13 protein-coding genes are annotated in these 17,888 nt (G+C 71.7%); all 13 read right to left on the bottom strand.

Annotated elements, in window-relative coordinates; all coding sequences use genetic code 11:
* Positions 1–27: 27 nt before the first annotated feature.
* Positions 28–450 (bottom strand): nuclear transport factor 2 family protein, encoded by a 423-nt coding sequence (locus ACIP82_RS34695; protein WP_363609481.1) that lies wholly within the window; start codon positions 448–450, stop codon positions 28–30.
* Positions 447–1,628, bottom strand: coding sequence for an FAD-dependent monooxygenase (locus ACIP82_RS34690; protein ID WP_363609479.1), 1,182 nt, complete (start codon positions 1,626–1,628; stop codon positions 447–449). The genes ACIP82_RS34695 and ACIP82_RS34690 overlap by 4 nt, the downstream gene beginning before the upstream one ends.
* A 1-nt stretch (position 1,629) precedes the next feature.
* The gene (locus ACIP82_RS34685) at positions 1,630–9,105 is read right to left on the bottom strand and encodes an amino acid adenylation domain-containing protein (protein WP_400659252.1); all 7,476 of its coding nucleotides are present in this window, start codon (positions 9,103–9,105) and stop codon (positions 1,630–1,632) included.
* Between the two features lie 555 nt (positions 9,106–9,660).
* Positions 9,661–10,791 (bottom strand): Glu/Leu/Phe/Val dehydrogenase dimerization domain-containing protein, encoded by a 1,131-nt coding sequence (locus ACIP82_RS34680; RefSeq protein WP_363609475.1) that lies wholly within the window; start codon positions 10,789–10,791, stop codon positions 9,661–9,663.
* Positions 10,792–10,835: 44 nt separating this feature from the next.
* Positions 10,836–11,045 carry an MbtH family protein gene (locus ACIP82_RS34675; RefSeq protein WP_400659250.1) on the bottom strand — a complete coding sequence of 70 codons (210 nt, stop codon included), beginning with the start codon at positions 11,043–11,045 and terminating at the stop codon, positions 10,836–10,838.
* A 4-nt stretch (positions 11,046–11,049) separates the two neighbouring features.
* Entirely contained in the window at positions 11,050–11,814 is a 765-nt protein-coding gene (locus ACIP82_RS34670) for an indole-3-glycerol-phosphate synthase (RefSeq protein ID WP_363609471.1), read from the bottom strand.
* Complete coding sequence (locus ACIP82_RS34665; RefSeq protein ID WP_363609469.1) at positions 11,811–12,494, bottom strand: N-(5'-phosphoribosyl)anthranilate isomerase; 684 nt, start codon at positions 12,492–12,494, stop codon at positions 11,811–11,813. Before ACIP82_RS34665 ends, ACIP82_RS34670 begins: the two co-directional genes overlap by 4 nt.
* A gap of 6 nt (positions 12,495–12,500) precedes the next feature.
* On the bottom strand, positions 12,501–13,640 hold the full coding sequence (locus ACIP82_RS34660) for an acyl-CoA dehydrogenase family protein (protein WP_400659247.1): 1,140 nt from the start codon (positions 13,638–13,640) through the stop codon (positions 12,501–12,503).
* Positions 13,641–13,652: 12 nt separating this feature from the next.
* Positions 13,653–14,027, bottom strand: a complete 375-nt coding sequence (locus tag ACIP82_RS34655) for an ectoine synthase (protein ID WP_363609465.1) — start codon at positions 14,025–14,027, stop codon at positions 13,653–13,655.
* A gap of 12 nt (positions 14,028–14,039) precedes the next feature.
* Positions 14,040–14,843: a tryptophan synthase subunit alpha gene (gene trpA, locus ACIP82_RS34650; protein WP_400659245.1), complete on the bottom strand. Its 804-nt coding sequence runs from the start codon at positions 14,841–14,843 to the stop codon at positions 14,040–14,042.
* A complete protein-coding gene (locus tag ACIP82_RS34645) occupies positions 14,840–15,883 on the bottom strand; it encodes an anthranilate phosphoribosyltransferase (RefSeq protein WP_400659243.1) in 1,044 nt (347 codons plus the stop codon). Before ACIP82_RS34645 ends, trpA begins: the two co-directional genes overlap by 4 nt.
* Positions 15,884–15,885: 2 nt before the next feature.
* Entirely contained in the window at positions 15,886–16,149 is a 264-nt protein-coding gene (locus ACIP82_RS34640; RefSeq protein ID WP_363609459.1) for an acyl carrier protein, read from the bottom strand.
* Positions 16,146–17,669: an AMP-binding protein gene (locus tag ACIP82_RS34635; protein ID WP_400659240.1), complete on the bottom strand. Its 1,524-nt coding sequence runs from the start codon at positions 17,667–17,669 to the stop codon at positions 16,146–16,148. The genes ACIP82_RS34640 and ACIP82_RS34635 overlap by 4 nt, the downstream gene beginning before the upstream one ends.
* Positions 17,670–17,888: the final 219 nt, after the last annotated feature.

Below are 17,888 nucleotides of genomic sequence, written 5' to 3'. Positions count from 1 at the left end.
GGTGGGGTGGCGGGCCGCGGCGCGGTGTCAGTCGGTGCCGAACAGGGTGCGGGCGAAGTACTGGGTGTCGAAGAACTCGCGCATGACGGTGATCCGCCCGTCCGCCACCGTGAAGAGCGCGCTGATGTGGATGAGGTACGGTGCCCCGGTCCTGGTCGTCGAGTGCGAGACGCACTCGACCGCGACCTGGTCCCCCTCCGCGATCACGTGTTTGACGTCGACCGAGTAGTCGGCGTCGGGAGCGAAGCGCTCGCCCATGGGCACCATGAACCTCTCGATGACTTCGGCCGGACCGTGCCAGGCCCCCGCCACCGGGTGGGTGCCGGGGATGTGGAAGACCGTCTCCGGGGAGAGCGTCTCCAGCAGCACGGTCAGGTCCTTCTCGCGCAGTGCCTGGAGGTACCGCAGGACCACGCTCTTCGCGTCGGGGGCGGCCGGCCGGCTCGTCACTGTGTTCCGATCGTGAACAGCTTCGGGGTGAGGGCGCGCTCGAAGGGGGCCATGAGGACCGACACGGGGGCGAAGCGGAGGTAGGCGTCGCGCAGCGCCCGCTGCACGGGCTTGTCCAGTTGCTCCACCGCGCCGAGCCGGCGGGAGACCTCGACCATTTCCCGGGTCCGCTCCCGCCGCAGATCCTCGTAGGCGCGCAGCGCGGCCACCGGGTCGGAGAGCGCGCTCAGGCACTGGGCCAGCACCACGGCGTCCTCCATCGCACTGCTGCCGCCCTGGCCGAGGCTGGTCAGCATCGGGTGCGCCGCGTCCCCCAGCAGGGTCACCGGTCCCTCGCCCCACTGCTCCAGGAACGGACGGTCCTGGGCCGGTACGCCGACGATGGTCTCGGCGGGGGTGACCCGGATCGCCTCGCGCACCTCGTCGGCCCAGCCGGCGAAGGCCCGGACGATCTGTTCCTTGTCCCCGTTCCAGCTGCGGGCGGATTCCGCGGACATGTTGGCCGTTCCCCACCAGTAGACCCGGCCGTGGCCCACGTCGTGGAGGCCGAAGCGGCGGCCGAGACCCCAGTAGTGGGCGTTGAGACCCTGGGTGAACTTCGGGTGCTCGAACGGGGTCACCGCCAGCCAGCAGATGAAGCCGCCGTCGGTGGGCGCTCCGGCACCCGTGCGCTGGCGGCGGATCGCCGAGTTGATGCCGTCGGCCCCGATGAGGATGTCCCCGGTGTCCTCCCGCCCGTCCTCGAAGCGGACCCGGACGCCGTCCTCGGTCACCTCGTACTCCGTGGCGGTCGCGCCCACCTCGATCGGGCAGTCGCCGAGCGCGTCGAGCAGCGCCGCCTGCAGGTCGCCCCGGTACATGGCGACGCTCGGGGCGCCGATCCGGTCGCAGGCGTCCTTGAACGGCAGGGACCGCAGCAGCCGGCCCCGGCTGTCCAGGAGGTCGCTGCGCAGCAGGATCCCGCCTCGTTTCTCCAGGCCGAGGTCGATGTCCAGGGCACGCAGCGCGGCCAGCGCGTTGGTCATCACGGAGATGCCGAACCCGGCCGGTCGTATCTCGTGTGCGCGTTCGTACACCACGGCCTCGATGCCGACGCGGCGCAGGGTGACGGCGGCCGTGAGGCCACCGATCCCCGCCCCGATGACAAGAGCCTTGCGGCGTCTCGTGTGCTGTGTCATGTCACTCTCCTTCGGATACGGAAGGGCTTGGCGGAACGGGGCTCGACGGAGCAGAGCCCGGCGGAGCAGAGGCCGGCGGAACGGGGTCGGAGGTGCCCGCCCGGGCCAGCGCGGCCACGATCCCGGCCACCTCGCGCACATGCGGCTCCTCCATCAGCGTGAGGTGGTCGCCGGGCACCGCGACGACCTCCACCACCCCGCCGGTCATGGAGTGCCAGCCGTTGGCCGGGTCCTCGTACCGGGTGCCCGCCGTGCTGTGCATCGGCAGGAGCACCTGCGGCAGCGGCTCGGTCGCCCGGAGCACGGTGATGTCGACGGACGCGGCATCGGGCTGGTACGTGAGCGTGGACCGCCAGTGCGCCGCGTACATCTCGAACAGCCGGCGCACCAGGGCCCCGTTGCTGTCCGCGGGCAGCACCCCCAGGTCGGCGGCGAATCCGGCGATGAACGTGAACTTCTCTTCGAGAGTGGTGAGTTCTTCGGGGACGTCCACCTTCGGGGCGTCGCCGCCGCGCCCCAGCAGCAGCAGTTCCCAGAAGAACCACCCGAGGAGCGCGTCGTCGGAGTACGCCACGCGCCGGGATTCCGGGCCGAGCGCGACGGTGTCCAGCAGGATGACCTTGCCGACCTCCTCCCCCGCCGCCCGGAGCTGCCGGGCCATCTCGAAGGCGACGAAGCCGCCGAAGGACCAGCCGCCGAGGGTGTACGGGCCTTCCGGCTGGACCCGCCGCATGGCGGCGATGTAGCCGGCGGCGATGCCGGGTATCGAGTTCAGCGGTGTGGTGCCCACATCGCCGCCGGCGGCCTGGAACGCGTACAGCGGCTGGTCCTCGGGCAGGTGCCGGGCGAAGGGGATGTAACACAGCACGTTGCCGCCCATGGGGTGGACGAGGAACAGCGGCCGCCTGGTACCGGCCGGGCGGATCGGTACGAGCGGCTCGAAGCGCGGTGCGGTGGCACCGGACCGCAGCAGCTCCGCCAGGGCGGCCACGGTGGGTGCGGCGACGAACGCGGAGATGGGGACGGTGACCCCGTACCGCTGCTCGATCAGGACGACGAGCCGCATCGTGGTGATGGAGGTGGCGCCCAGCTCGAAGATGGAATCGTCGACCCCGATCCCCCCGACGCCGAGCAGTTCGCCGATCACGGCCGCGAGGGCGCGTTCCAGCGCGTCGCGGGGTGGCGTCGTGTCCCGCGGTACGGGCCGGGTGAGGGGCAGGGTGCGCAGCGCCTGGTCGTCGCGTTTGCCGCTCGGGGTCAGCGGCATGCGGGGCAGCCACTCGAAGTGCGTCGGGACCATGTACGGCGGCAGCGTCGTGTGCAGTTCCTCCCGCAGCCCGCGCAGGTCGGTCCGGTCGGCGGAGCCGACCAGGAAGGCGACGAGCGACATCTCCCCGGCCGCCTGCTCCCTGGCCACCACCGCGGCCTCCTGGACGCTGACGGCCGGGTGCCGGGCCGCGACGCGGCCGATGGCCAGTTCGGTCTCGGCGGGTTCGACGCGGTAGCCGCGCACCTTGACCTGGGCGTCGGAACGCCCCGCGCAGACGATGGCCCCACCGGGGAGGACGAAGCCCAGGTCACCGGTGCGGTACGCGATCCGGTGCGTGGTGCCGGTGCCGGTGTCGGTGTCGGTGTCCGGGGGGAGGGCGGCGAAGCGTTCGGCGGTCAGCTCCGGGTCGCCGAGGTAGCCGTCCGCGAGACAGACGCCGGAGATGTGGATTTCGCCCTGCACGCCGACCGGCACGGGGCGCCCCCGCCCGTCCAGTACCCGGACCTCGGCGCCGTCGATGGGGCTGCCGATCGGAGCGAGCGCGGGGAACCCGGCCGGATCGCCCGTCATGGTGTGGCTGGTCACCACGTGCGACTCGGTCGGACCGTACTGGTTCTCCAGGAGCGCTCCGGGCAGGGTGCCGAGGAACCGGCGGATCGCGTCGGTCACCCTCAGCGGCTCGCCGGAGGAGATCACCACGCGGAGCCGGCGCGGGGCGAGCCCGTGGGCGACCGATGCCTCGGCGAGTTGCTGGAGGGCGACGTACGGCAGGAAGATCCGTTCCACCCCGTCCGCGTCGAGCAGTCGCGACAGGGCGGCCATGTCCCGGCGCTCGGACTCGGAGACCACCCGCAGGGTGCCGCCGGAACAGAGGGTGGAGTAGATCTCCTGGAAGGAGACGTCGAAGCTGAGCGGCGCGTACTGCGCCGTGACGCCGCCGACGGCACCGCCGGCCTGCCGGGTCTGCCAGTCGATCAGGTTCGCCAGGGAGCGGTGCGGCATGGCGACGCCCTTGGGCCGGCCCGTGGAGCCGGAGGTGAACAGGATGTACGCGAGGCTGTCGGGATCGAGGGGGCCCGGCGGCAGAACGGCGGGCACGGGCTGGTCGGGCGCTTCCTGCTCGGGCGCGGGCCGGTCGGAGAAGAGCGACTCCGCCAGGAGGACCAGGCCGGGGTCGGCGACGAGGTGGGCACGGGAGTGCTCCGCGATCACCCGGAAGGGCCGGGCCTGCTCCAGCATGGTGGCGAGCCGGGCCCGCGGATAGCTCGTGTCCAGCGGGACGCTCGCGGCACCGGCCCTGGCGACACCGAGGATCACGGCGATCGCCTCCGGCGACCGGTCCATGGCGATCCCGATCCGGGCACCGGGCCGGACGCCGGTCGCGAGCAGCCGCCCGGCCACCCGCTCCGCGGCCCCGTCCAGCTCCCGGTAGGTCCACTGCCGGCGCTCCCCGCCGCTGCCGGCCATGACGGCGACGGCGTCCGGGGTCTCGGCGGCCTTCCGGCCGAAGAGCCCCACGACGTCGGCCGGCGCGGCGGTGCCGCGGCCCGCCCGGGAGGGCGCGGCGGGCAGGAAGTCGTGCCCGGGGGCCTCGTCCGGATGCGTGACGATGCGGTGGAGCACGTCCGCGTACGTGTCGGCGAAGAGCTCCGCCTGCGCCGGGGTGAACGTGCGGCCGTCGCCGTCGACCCGCAGCCCGAGGCGGCCGTCGACCGGGTCCGTGAAGGCGTTGACCAGCAGCTGGAAGTTGGTCTCCTCCCAGGCCAGGAAGGACTCCAGCCGGACCTCGGGCAGCCGCAGCACGTCGGAGAGCACGTGGAAGTGGACGTAGTTGAAGGCGGTGTGGAGCACGGTGGCGCCGCCGAGGTCCTCCTGCATCGCGCTCAGCGGATAGTGCTGATGGGCGTGGCCGGAGCGTTCCTGGTGGAACAGTGCCCGCACGGCTTCGAGCCGGCTGCCCGGGGCGGGACGGTCACGGCCCTCCAGCCGTACGGGGACGGTGTTCAGGAAGAGCCCGCTCATGCGGTCCGCGCCGTCCCGCTCCGGCCGGCCGTGGGTGATCAGCCCGACGGCGAGGTCCCCGTCGCGTGGGGAGAACACCTGCAGCGACTGGCAGTACGCGGCGAAGAGGACCGACTTCACGGGTACGGCGTGCCGGCGGGAGAACGCGCGTACCCGCTCGGCCAGTTCGGCCGGGAGCACGGCGTGGTGCACGACCGCCCGGCCACCGCGGGGCGGCTCGGCCGAGGCGAAGCCGTCGAGCCGCAGGGCCTTGGTGCCGGCGAGCACGCCCGCCCAGTGGTCCCGCGCGTCCCGGTCCGCGAGCGCCGCGCGCTCGGCCCGTACGTGGTGGGCCGGGCTCGGGTGCGGACCGGGCGGGACGGGGCCGATGTCCGCCCCGGCGGAGTGCAGGTAGTCCCGCAGGAGCTCGCTCAGGAGGCCCGCGACACTGCCGCCGTCCAGCAGGGCGTGGTGGAAGCTGAGGACCAGGTCGACGCCGCTCTCGCGGACGTGGGCCCGGAAGAGGTACAGCGGTGCCTTCCCGAACCGGTACCGGTGGAAGCGGCGTTGCTCGACATGCGCCCGGACGGCCGCGTCGGCCTCGTCGGGCCGGAGCCCCCGCAGGTCGACGGTCTCCAGGCCACCGGTGATGCCCGGGTGCACGACCTGCATCGGTTCCGCGCAGCCGCCGAGGTCGAAGGAGGAGCGGAGCGCGGGGTGCCGTGCGACCAGACGGTCGAAGGCCTGCCGGAAGCGGTCCTCGTCCCACGCCATCGCCAGGCGGTACTGGAACACGTCGTGGTAGACGGCGGAGTCCTCGTACTGGCGGCTGTGGTAGACGAGGCCGAGCTGCAGCCGGGTGAGCGGGAAGGCGTCGACGGCGCCCTCCAGCCGCGCCCGGTCCACCCGCGACACGAGTTCGAACGGAGCCGGTTCGGTGTCGGCCCCGGTGTCGGCGACCGTGGTGGCGCGGGCGGCGAGTGCCGCCACCGTCGGATGCCAGACGAGGTCGTTGAGCGCGAAGTGGATGCCGCGCCGCTCGGCCAGCGCCCGGATGCGGATCATCAGGATCGAGTCGCCACCGAGGGCGTAGTAGTCGTCGTGGACGGAGATGGGCCCCGTGCCGAGCACCTCGGCCCAGATCCCGGCGAGGACGGCCTCGGCCTCGGTACGGCGGGAGGGGTCGTCCTCCCGCCGGTCGGAGCCCGGCTCCGGGTCGGGGAGCCGGTTCCGGTCGGCCTTGCCGTTCGGGGTCAGCGGAATCCGGTCGAGCGGGACGAGCCGGGCCGGGAGCATGAACTGCGGCAGGAACCCGGCCAGTTGCTCACGGAGTCCCGCCGGGTCGGGGGCGGGATCGCCGGCGACGTAGTACCCGGCCAGGAAGGCCCCCCCGTCCGGGCGGGTGCGGTGCACGACGACGGCGTCACGCACGCCCGGAAGCCGCGAGAGGGCGTCCTGGACCTCGCCGAGTTCGACCCGGTTGCCACGGATCTTGACCTGGTCGTCCACGCGGCCGAGATATTCGAGGTTGCCGTCGGCGAGCCGGCGGGCGAGATCGCCCGTACGGTACAGCCGGCCGCCGGGCACGAGCGGCTCGGTGCGGAACTTCTCCCGGGTCAGTTCCGGGCGGCCGAGGTAGCCGCGGGCGAGCCCGACACCGCCGATCCACAGTTCGCCCGGGACACCGACCGGTTGCGGCGTCCCGTTGGGAGCCATGACATACAGGTCGGTGTTGTCGATGGGGCGCCCGATCGGGACCCTGGCGACGGGCCCGGCCGCTCCTCCGGGGCACTCGTACACCGAGACGTCGACGGTGGCCTCCGTCGGGCCGTACAGGTTGACGAGTACGGGCGGTTCGCCCGTCTCCCCGCCGGCGCCGAAGACCCGGTGGAACTGCTCGACCCGCGCCGGAGGCAGCGCCTCGCCGCTGCAGAAGACCCGGCGCAGCGTCCGGGCGCCGCCGCGGAGGCCGGGGTTCTCCTCCAGCAGGTCGAGGAAGGGGCCCAGCATGGACGGCACGAAGTGCAGCACGCTGACGTTGCGGTCCGCGACGCTCCGCAGGATCTGCCGGGGGTCCTTCTCGTCGCCCGGCGGCAGGAGGGCGACCCCCGCGCCCTCGATGCCCCACCAGAAGAGTTCCCACACCGATACGTCGAAGGAGGCGGGTGTCTTCTGCAGCAGAACGTCGTCGGTCCCGATCGGGTAGGCCCGCTGCATCCAGGCGAGCCGGTTCACCACGGAGTGGTGTTCGACCATCACGCCCTTCGGCTGCCCGGTCGAACCGGAGGTGTAGATGACGTACGCGAGAGCGCGGCCGTCGCCGACCGGCTCCAGGGGGCCCTCCGGACCGTGCAGAAGGTCGTCGGTCCGGAGCACGGGGGCGTCCGTCGCCGGGAGGTCCGCGTCCGCGTCGACCAGCACGACCTTCGCCCCGCTGTCCGCCAGCACGAAGGCGACCCGCTGGGCGGGGTATCCGGGGTCGACGGGAACATAGGCGCCACCGGACTTGAGCACGCCCAGCACGGCGGCCAGTTGACGGGGGCTCCGCTCCATGAGGACGGCCACCCGGTCGTCCGGGCCGACACCGCGGGCTCTCAGCGCGCGGGCGACCTGGTTGGCGCGGGCATCGAGCCCGGCGTAGGTGAGCACGCCGCCGTCCGCCGCGAACACCGCGGGCTGGTCGGGCACCCGCGCGGCCCGCTCCTCGAACAGGCCATGCAGGGTCTTCCCGGCGGCGTACGGCACCCGCGGACCACGGGCGAGGCGCAGCATCGTCTCCTGCTCGGAGTCGGTGAGCACCCCCAGTTCCCGGGCGGGGCGTTCCGGCTTTTCGAGCCCCTGGGTGAGGAGTTCGGTGAGATGCCCGGCCACCGAGGCGATGGGGAGGTCCGCGTCGAACACGTCCAGGGCATGGTTCAGGTCGATGGTCAGATCCGTCGTACCGGGGAAGACCGTGACGTTGACGGAGAGCGCCTCCCGGTCGTGCGGCGGCGCGAAGTGCCGGGCCGGCGCGATGTCGACGCCGTCCAGCCGGGTCAGCTGCTTCAGCGGCAGGTACGAGAACGTGACGTCGAAGAGCCTGCGTTCACGGGTCCCGGTGGCGGCGGTGAGCCCCCGTAGGGCCTCACCGGCCGGCAGCCGCTGGTGCTCCTGCAGCGCCGCGATCGATTCCTGCACGTCGGCGACGATGTCGGCGAGTGCCTTGTCTTCCGGTACGTCGATCCGCAGCGCGTGCGTGGTGGCGTACAGCGTGACCACCGCCAGTTCGTCCCTGGTCCGGCGGTTCAGCAGCGGCACCCCGACCACCGCGTGATCGGTCCGGTGGACCCGGGCCAGGTAGACGCCGAGTGCGGCCAGCAGCCAGGTGAAAGGCGAGCCGCCCTGCTTCTTCATGCGCTCGACGAGGTGGGCCTCGACGGTGAACGAGTGCTGGCCGAAGCCGGGACGGACCGGCGTTCCGGGCCCACCGCGCGCCGGAGCCGGGGCCTGGGTGGTCGCATCCGGTCGGCGGGGGAAGAAGGCCGGCTCCATGCCGGAGAGTGCGGCGAGGTGGAAGGAGTGGTCCTTCTCGTGGTCCGGGGAGGAGAAGTACGCGGCGCGTTCCCGGGCCACGGCCAGGACGGACGGTGCCGGTCCGGGGGTCGGGGGCCGCTCTCCCCTGCCGCGCCGGGCGTAGTCCTTCAGGATCTCGTTGCGGAGACGGTCGGCGGCCCAGCCGTCGACGAGGAGATGGTGGAACGTGATGTGGAGGTACTGGACGCTGTCGCTCTCGCGGAGCACCGCCGCTTCGAAGAGCGGGCGGTCGAACAACGGGAACGGAGTGGCTCTCGCGGTCTCGCGCCAGGCGCGGCACGCCGCGGCCGGATCGGGTTCCCGGGCGAAGTCGATCAATCGGACGACGGATTCCCCGGGCTCCGTGCCGGGGTGATCGGCCAGCCACTGTAAGGGGACGCCCTCGCGTTCGTCGAAACGCAGCCGGAAGGTGTCGTGGCGCTCCAGCGCGCGAACCATGCACAGCCGGAGAAGTTCGAGGTCCATGCGGCCGGTGAACCTCTGGTACATGGCCGTGACGAATTGCGGGCTGCCCGGCGACTGGGCCTCGGCGGCCCAGATGTCCAGTTGATAGGGCGTCAGTGGGCGGGGTTCGGTGGGCGCGTCGTTTTCCGGCGGTGGCACGGTCGATTCGGGCGGACTCTGCGAACTCATTACTGCATCCCCCTGCCTGTTGGTCAACGTCTTCACGGTCCGTTACACAGGTGAGCAAAGGTTTGTCGCGAGGCGGTCGACGATCCGGCGGCCGGACAAGGAAAAGCCGCCTGCGGCGAGCACCGGCGACGGTCGGCACGCTCGGCACGGGTGGAACACCGCACGGCGGCCGCAAAGGAGCGAATTCATCGCCGAAACAGCCGGTGTGACCCGGGATCGATTTTCGGGCGCTTTACCGCTGCCCGACCGCCTCGTGCGCCGGGCGGGAAACACCATTCATGATCCCGCGTGAAACCAGGGTCAGAACAGACGAATGCTTTCAAACAGCGTGATCACACGCCTCCCCGCCCCCTGGGTCTTGGCGATTTGGCGCAGCCAGGCGCCCCTCCCCGTCTGATGCAATCATCGCCGCCCCTAGGGATGATATGGAGATTTTCTAAATGCCGTCAAGAGAAAAATGGGGCGCGAGGGACGTGGACGAAGGTCTGCGCCGGTCGGGTCAGGGCCCGGCCGGCCGCCCGGTTCCCGCCCCGGGCGGGCGGCCCCTCCCGGTGATCACCGCTCGACGGGCGCCCCTGGTCCAGGGGGGCCGGCCGGTGCTCCGTGGGAGGCGAGGAGGTGTGCGACCGGATCGGCGCTGCCCGACGTGCTCAGTTCCTGCACCAGCTCGCAGTTCCTGGCGATCCGGTCGGCGACCCACGCGCGCAGCCACTCGGACAGCTGCGGAAGCGGCAGGTCGGACGGGGCCAGTCCGGCGAGCACACAGCCGGTTGCCGCCGCACCGCCGACGTTGACGACCACGTCCGGCAGTACGGTGTGACCGGACTCGCGCAGCAGCCGGCGGGCCGGTGCGGTGCAGCTCATGTTTCCGCCCTCGACCACCATCCGGGCCCGGACCGCGGGCACCGCGTCCTCGTCGACCGCGAAGGCGGATGCCGCCAGCACCAGCACGTCGGCGTCGACGTGCAGCCACGCCTGCCCGGGCCCGTGGACCCTGACCTCCGCGGGCAGCCGCGTCCGGTCGATCGTGCCGTCGCCGCTGGTGAGCGCGGTGAGTTCGGCGACGGGCAGTCCGCGCTGATCCTCGACGGTGCCCCGTACGTCGGCCACCGCCACCACCCGGTGGCCATGGGCGGCCAGGTGGCCGGCCACCGCGCGCCCGACGGTGCCGAAACCCTGGATCGCGATGCGCTGCGGGGTTCGCGCACCGGAGGCACGCAGCGCGCCGAGCACCGCGACGGCCACCCCGAACCCGGTGATGTCGGCCATGTGGTCCCACAGTTCGGCCCAGCCGACGGTGAGGCGGGTGGTGCCGGCCCGGCGGGCGACGTCGTATCCGGCGGCTTCGAAGGCCAGTTGCCGGTCGGCGTAGGTGGTGCCCTGGTCACAGCCCAGGTACACCCCGCCGTGCAGGAGCGGGGCGGCGGCGCGGCCGAACCCCCGCATCACCGTACGCCGCTCGACGGCGGCCCCCGGGACGGGCGCGATGCCGGCCTTGGCGCCACCGATGGGGAGGCCGACCAGCGCCAGCTTCTGGGTCATCGCCCTGGCGAGGTGGGCGAGTTCCCGCTCGGTCACCGTCGGGGTCATCCTGGTGCCTCCCAGGGCCAGCCCGTCGACCATGGAGTCGACGACGACCCATCCTCGCGCTTCGCACCCCGGCATGTTCAACGTGGTGGAGAGCATGGGCCCGGTCACCCGGCGCGCACCGGGCCGGGGCAGTGCCTGGTTCACCGCGCACCGGTTTCCGGAGCGGTCCGCAGGCTCCGGGGGCGCATGTCGGTCCAGACGCGTTCGATGTGCGCGAGGCAGTCGTCCTTCGCGCCGCGCACACCGACCTCGCGCCAGCCCGCCGGCGGCTCGCGGTCGGCGGACCAGATCGAGTACTGCTCCTCGTCGTTGACGACGACCTTCCACTGCTCGGGTGCTTCGCCGGTCATGCCGTTACCTCCAGGTGTCGGTGGTTGCACGGTCCGCCGGGCGGCGGGCCGGTGGGGCCGGTGGGGCCGGTTCGCGGCCGGCGCCGCGGCGGGCGTCGAAGTCGTCCAGCCAGCCCGGCAGGCTGGCGGCGCGCAGGAGGCCCGTCCCGATGAGCACACCGGCGAAGCCCTCCCGGAGCAGCCGGGCGGCGTCGTCCGGGCGCTGGATGGCACCGGCGCTCACCGCGCACCGGGTACCGCTGCTCAGCACCGCGGGCAGCAGCGACGTACTGCGCCCGAGGTCGCCCGCGCCGCGTTCGCGGGTGGCGATGTCCTTGTTGTTCACCGCGACCACGCACTCCTCGGCGCGTGGCAGGCGGCGGATCTCCTCCTCGGTGGTCACCTCGACGAACGGCGTCAGGCAAAGCCGCAGGCTGACGTCGATCAGGTGGCCCAGGGTGGACCGCGGCAGCAGCCCGGCGGTGAGCAGGACGGCGGACGCGCCGCTCTCGCGGGCCTGGACCAGCTGGCTCCGGCGGGTCAGGAAGTCCTTCTGCAGCACGGGGAGATCCGTCGCTTCCACGACCTCGCGCAGCAGGTCCCGGGTGCCGCCGAACCATCGCCCGGTCACCACGGAGAGGCACGGCGCGCCGGTGTCCTGGTAGTCGGCGACCAGGCGGGCGACCGATCTGCCGCCGAACAGATCGCGGCCGTCGGCGTCCTGCCGCTTGAGTTCCATGATCACCGGTCGGCGGGCGTCCAGCAGCGCTTCGGCGAACCCGGCCGTCATGGGGCCGCCCCGGTGTCGTCCGGCGCCCGCCAGCCCCGCCGCACCGCCGTGACCCGGTCGGCCCGCAGCCGTCCGGCGGGGTCTCTGGCCGCGGTGTCCACGTCGATCCCCAGGAACAGGGGGTGTTCCACCACGGCCCGGTAGCCCTCCCGGTTGCCGGCCGAGATGCCGCCGGCGAGCAGGAACGGTCGCGAGATGCGGTCCGCGATCTCAAGGACGGCCCCGCGGTCCACCTGCCGCCCGGTACTGCCGATCCGGCCGTCCTCGGCGACCGCGTCCAGCAGGAAGAGGTCCGTTCCGGCCCGCTCGTACGCCGCGATCAGGGACCGCTCCGCGCGGGTGTCCGCGCCTACGTGCAATACCTTGATCACGTCGAGATCCGCGGCGCTCTTCAGCGCGCGGACCATGCCCGGCGACTGGTAGCCGTGCAGTTGGACGCACCGCACCCGTGCACCGGCCGCCGCCTCGCGCAGTGCCCCGGCGTCGTTGAGGAAGGTGACGAGTACCGGCCGCAGCCGGGCCGTGCGGTGCGCGGCCGCGGCCAGTACCGACAGCTCAGCGGCCGACAGCTCCGCCCGGCCCCCGGGGATGCCGTGCCACAGGCCGACGAGATCGGCTCCGGCGGTGTCGAGCACCTCCACGTCCCGCGCCGAGGTGGCTCCGCATATCTTGACCAGCATCAGGCGTCACAGCCCCATCATCGCCGCGATGCGGTTGCGCTGGATCTCCGAAGTACCCGAGTAGATCGGGCCGGCCACCGCGTCACGCACGTCCTTCTCCAGGCCGTACTCGGTCAGGTACCCGCTGCCGCCGAAGATCTGCACGGCCGCCAGCGCGGAGGCGAGGTTGCTCTCACTGGCGAGCAGCTTGCTGACGGCGATGTCCGTCGTGACGTTCTCGCCGTCCGTCAGCCGGACCGCCGTGTCGTAGAGCCATTTCCGCGCGGTGTCCAAGCCGATCCTCATGTCCACGATCTTGTTGGAGATCGACTGGTACGAGCCGATCGGCCGGCCGAACTGGACTCGTTCCTTGGCGTATTCGACGCAGCGGTCGAGCCGGTACCGCATCTGTCCGGTGGTGATGACGAAGGAGCAGAGGATCTCCCACTTCATCACGTGGTCCAGGATCAGGAACCCGGAGCCGACGCGGCCGATCACGGCGGACGCGGGGATTCTGCAGTCGTCGAAGTGCAGCTCGCCCAGCGGCGAGGTTCGCAGCCCCATCTTGCCGACGGGTGCCCCGACGACCAGCCCAGGGGTGTCCCGCTCCACGAGGAAGGAGGTGATGCCGAGTGGCCCGCCGTCCGGGTGGGTGCGGGCGTAGACCACGAACACGTCGGCCACCGGGCCGTTGCTGACGAAGGACTTGCCGCCCCGCAGCACGAAGCCGTCGTTCTCGCGGGTCGCCGTGGTCCTCATGGCCAGCGCGTCGGAGCCGCTCTCGGTCTCGCTGATCGCGTGTGCCCCGATCGTTTCCCCCGAACAGATCCCGGGCAGGTAGCGCTCCTTGAGCTCCCGCGACCCGAACCGTTGCAGTGGAACGCCCGTACTGACCATATGGGTGGCGACCGAGAAATTCAGTCCGCCGTCACGGCACTTCGCGCCGAGCTCTTCGAGCACGTACATGGTGGTGAGCAGATCCTGGCCGAGCCCGCCCCACTGCTCGTCGAACGGCAGACCCAGGATTCCGGACCCCTGGACCAGCTTCCACTCGTCCCGCGGAAACACGCCTTCCGCGTCCCGTTCGAGGTGGCCCGCGCTGAGCTCTTCGCACCAGCGGCCGAGCCCCTGGCGCAGGGCGGTCTGGTCGGCGTTCCATCCGATCACGTGTCAGCCCCGTCAGTACTGGGAGAAATCGGCCGAGTCCAGGCTGTGCCGTTCGCCTCCGCGCAGCGCGGGCGAGAACACGCACACCAGGCGGAGGTCCTCCTCCTGGCCGGCGATCAGGAAGTGGGCGTCATGCTGGTCGAGCGCGTAGAACGTGCCCGGTTCGATCGGGTGGGAGGTGCCGGCGGAATCCACCACCTCTCCCGTTCCCTTGATGCAGTAGCAGGCTTCCAGGTGACGCCGGTACTCCAGCCTCGACTTGGTCCCGGCGCGCACGGTGGTGTCCGTCATCGAGTAGCCCATGCCGTCGGATTCGAGAAGGAACCTGCGGCTGAGCCCGTTGCCCCAGTCCACGGTCGTCACCTCGTCAAGGCGTCGGACAATCATCGGGTGTACCTCCTACCAGCTTGCTGAACAGGGTGAAAGGGTGTGCAGAAAGGCCTGGAACTCCTCGACCACGTCGGCCCGTTCGGCGAGGGCGTGCTCGACGCGGGCGACCCCGGCGCTGCCCACGACCGCGGCGTCGGCACCGAGGCCGTGCAGCACGGCGATGTCGGCCCCTGAGCGGACCCCGAATCCGACGGCGATCGGCACGGTGGCCGCTTTGCGCAACACCGCCAGTGCGGTGGCCAGTTCCTGGTGACCGGTGGTGAGTGTGCCGCCGCTGCGGCCGTAGTGGGCCACCAGATACAGATACGCGGAGGCGCATTCGGCGGCCTCGGCCTTCACCTCGGCCGCCGACGTGGCGTAGCAGGTGGCGACCAGGGGCAGCCCGGCCTCCCGCACCGCTTCGAGACAGCTCGCCCGCAGCCGCGGCGGCAGGCCATGGACCAGCAGCCCGTCGGCACCCGAGTCGGCGACCCGGCGGACGAAGCCGGGCATGGACAGGGGTCTGACCGTGTGGCTCCAGTCGGCCAGCAGTGCCACCCGCAGGTGGCGCAGCCGGGGCTGGATCCCGCCGAGGAAGTCGAGCACCTCGTCGAGTCCGGCACCGCCTGCCAGTGCCCGTCGCGCCGACCGGCGGATGACCGCTCCGTCGGTGACGGAGTCGGGAAAGGGCACCGCCAGTTCCAGGCAGTCCACCCGGCGGTCGTCGAGCATCCGCATGAGGTCGGCCAGTACGGGCAGTGGCGGGTCTCCGGCGTTGAGGAACACCGCCAGGCCGGGCCGGTCCGGCGGTCGGCGCGCGAAGAACCCGCTCACCGCGCACCTCCCCCGTCCGCCGCCCTGCGTACCGGCCGCGCGCGCAGGCGATGGACGAGGTCGCGTGCGGCGCCGCCGCGCAGTACGTCTTCGGCCGCCTTGACCGCCTCCGTCCACTCGCCGATCAGCCCGCTCGCGACGGCCAGTGCGGCGGCGTTCAGCGCGACGGTCCGCGTCGCGAGCCCCGGACCGCTTCCGGACAGCACGCCGAGGAAGTGGTCAACCACCTCTGCCCTGCCGCTGGCCGGCCGCAGTTCGGCGATCCCGCCGGAGGCCGGACCGGGAGCGTCGGCTCGCAGACGGATCTCGCCGGTGCCGTCATTGGTGTGGATGACGTTGTCGACGGAGCTGACCAGCTCGTCGATTCCCAGCCCGTTCGAGCACAGCCAGATCCTCCGGTCGGCAACGGTGGCGGCGACCTGCCGCAGAGCCGGCAGCAGCGAATGGTCCGAGACGCCCACGAGCTGGGAGGAGACCGGCATCGCGGCCAGGAAGGGGCCGACCGCGTTGATGAAGCCGCCGATCATCCGCAGATCCATCGGCACGATGCTCCTGGCCAGCGCCGCCACCTCGCGCGGGTACACGAAGTGCCCCGGGAAGGCGATGCCGAAGCGCTCCAGCATGGCATCGGTCTGCTCGTACGAGGTGGTCAGCCCGATGCCGAGACGGTCGAGCAGATCGAAGGAGCCGCAGGTGCTCGCATGGGCGCGGGATCCGGTCTTGACGATGCGGACACCCAGGGCGGCGGCGACGAACGCCGCCGCCGTGGAGATGTTGAACGTGGCCGGCCCGCCTCCGGTGCCGACGATGTTGGCCGTGTTGTCCAGCCGGGCGGCGACCGCCGGCCGGCGCTCGTCGAGCGAGCGGAGCATCCCGATCAGCGTGTCCTGATCAGGCATCCGGGTGGACAGCGAGGTCAGCAGGGCCACCGTCTCGCCGGGCCGGAGAGCGCCGTCCCGCAACTGGTCCCAGAAGGACCGCCACATCTCCTGATCGACGGGGCGGTCGCGGCCGATCAGCGCACGCAGCACCTCGTGCACGGCTAGCGGGAGTCCGGCCGGCACAGCTGGGCGTGCTCGATGAACCTGCTGATCGAGCCGACGGAGCGGAAGCTGTCCGGGTCGAGGTCGAGGTCCTCGACGCACAGGTCGAACCGGTCCTCCAGCCAGGCCATCGTCTTGAGCAGACCGAGGCTGTCGATGACCCCGCCGTCCACGAGATCGTAGTCCGGGTCCAGCTCGCTCGCGCCGACGTCCGGCAGGAACTCCTCGATGATGAACTGCTTGACAACCGCGGCGTGTTTCACGTGGGCGTTCCTTCGTTTGGCTGTGCCGAGGAGCAGGCGCGCTCGACGAGCGTGTGGTCGATCTTTCCGGTGGACGTCCTGGGCAGCGGGTCGTCCACGATCCGCAGGGCCGAGGGGACGGCGGTGAGCGGAAGCCGCCGGGCACAGTGCTGACGGAGCGTCAGAGTGTTCAGCGTGCTGGCCGGGGCGCGTCGGACCACGCTTCGCAGCAGGCGGCCGGCCACCGGATCGGGCACCGCCACCACGGCCGCCTCGACGACGTCGGGATGGTCGAGCAGCACCTGCTCGACCTCATGGGTGTTGACCCGTACGCCGCGGACCTTGACCTGGTGGTCGTTTCGGCCTTCCAGGGTGATGCGGCCGTCCCGGTCGCGCCGCACGAGGTCGCCACTGCGGAAGTAGCGCAGTGTCTCCGGCCCATGGGGGTGGGTCGCGAACCTGTCCGTGTCCTGTTCCCGGCCGAGGTAACCGTCGGTCTGAAAAGGCGTCGCGACATGGAGCTCGCCGGCTCCCGGCCCGGTCAGGACCGTGCCGTCGGCGCCGACGATCACCGCGTGGACCCCGGGCAGCGGGCGGCCGATCGGGACGGGGGCGCCCGTCGGCTCGGTGCCGTCGACCTCGTACATGAAGCTGTCGTTGGTCTCGGTGCAGCCGTAGACGTTGTAGAGCCGCGCGTTGGCGAACAACCGTGGCAGTTCGGCGAGGCAGCGGGCGGGCAGGCTGTCACCGGTGAAGATGACGTGCTCGACCGTGTCGAGCGACCGGTCGCGTTCCGCGGCCGCGTCGATCAGCAGCCGGAAGAACATCGGCACCGCCTGGACGAGCTGGACCTCATGGCGGGAGACGAGATCGAGCAGGTGGCCCGCCTGGAGGGCCTGCGCCGGGTCGACCAGGACGACGCGGCCGCCGTGCCTGAGCGTGGTCCAGATGTCCAGCAGGCACAGGTCGAAGTTGAGCGGGGCGTAGTTGAGCACCGTCGTTCCCCGACGGATACCGAACTGCTCGCCGGCCCAGGTGGTGAAGCGGTCCACCGCCCCCGTGCTCAGTGGCACGATCTTCGGCTGTCCGGTGGAGCCGGAGGTGGTGAACATGAAGGACACGTCGGCCGGCTCCGTGCGGCGTGGCGCCACCAGACCCGTCGGCCCCGTCGGCGGATCCGACGGAACCGGCCCGGGCCCGGAGGCCGGGGGGCTCTCCGGCGACAGCACGTGCCGGATGCCGGCCTGCTCGAACAGCCCGTGCGGCGATCGCGGCGCCGGTGCCGGCAGCAGCAGGAAACGCCGCCCTTCCATCAGGCAGGCGAGCACCAGGGCGATCGCCGCGGGCGACTTGGCGGCCAGGATGCCGATCGGCTCGTCCGCCTCCGGGGCGAGCCGGGTGATCCGGACGCGCTCCCGGTCCGCCAGCTCATGGAGTTCACGGTAGGTCGTCTCTTCTCCGTGCCACACCAGCGCCGGATCATCAGGGTGACCGGCGGCGTGCGAGACAAATGAACTCACCAGATTCTGCTGCGGCATCATGACTTCTCCGAGTCCAGGCAACGGGTTCACTCAAATAATTCGGACCCAATGACGACCCGGTACGAAAGGGCCCTGCCCGACCGGCCCCCGGCGGCAAAAGAACTATCACATGGCACCTTCCCCGCAGAAGTGGGTTCACAGAAGCCGTCGATGACTGCACGTCAGGGCAGACTGGGCTGCCCGTCAGGGCGATGCTATCCGTCGAGCGTGTTCGATCAA

This window comes from Kitasatospora sp. NPDC088548 (assembly GCF_044753005.1).
Classification (GTDB): domain Bacteria; phylum Actinomycetota; class Actinomycetes; order Streptomycetales; family Streptomycetaceae; genus Kitasatospora.
This window is presented reverse-complemented; position numbering and strand designations above follow the sequence as displayed.

What these genes read in the sequence shown, in the direction of transcription:
- ACIP82_RS34665 (WP_363609469.1), bottom strand. Translation starts at nt 12,494, where the DNA reads ATGCTGGTCAAGATATGCGGAGCCACCTCGGCGCGGGACGTGGAGGTG.
- ACIP82_RS34635 (WP_400659240.1), bottom strand. Translation starts at nt 17,669, where the DNA reads ATGATGCCGCAGCAGAATCTGGTGAGTTCATTTGTCTCGCACGCCGCC.
- ACIP82_RS34675 (WP_400659250.1), bottom strand. Translation starts at nt 11,045, where the DNA reads ATGACCGGCGAAGCACCCGAGCAGTGGAAGGTCGTCGTCAACGACGAG.
- ACIP82_RS34670 (WP_363609471.1), bottom strand. Translation starts at nt 11,814, where the DNA reads ATGACGGCCGGGTTCGCCGAAGCGCTGCTGGACGCCCGCCGACCGGTG.
- ACIP82_RS34680 (WP_363609475.1), bottom strand. Translation starts at nt 10,791, where the DNA reads ATGCTCTCCACCACGTTGAACATGCCGGGGTGCGAAGCGCGAGGATGG.
- ACIP82_RS34655 (WP_363609465.1), bottom strand. Translation starts at nt 14,027, where the DNA reads ATGATTGTCCGACGCCTTGACGAGGTGACGACCGTGGACTGGGGCAAC.
- ACIP82_RS34685 (WP_400659252.1), bottom strand. Translation starts at nt 9,105, where the DNA reads ATGAGTTCGCAGAGTCCGCCCGAATCGACCGTGCCACCGCCGGAAAAC.
- ACIP82_RS34690 (WP_363609479.1), bottom strand. Translation starts at nt 1,628, where the DNA reads ATGACACAGCACACGAGACGCCGCAAGGCTCTTGTCATCGGGGCGGGG.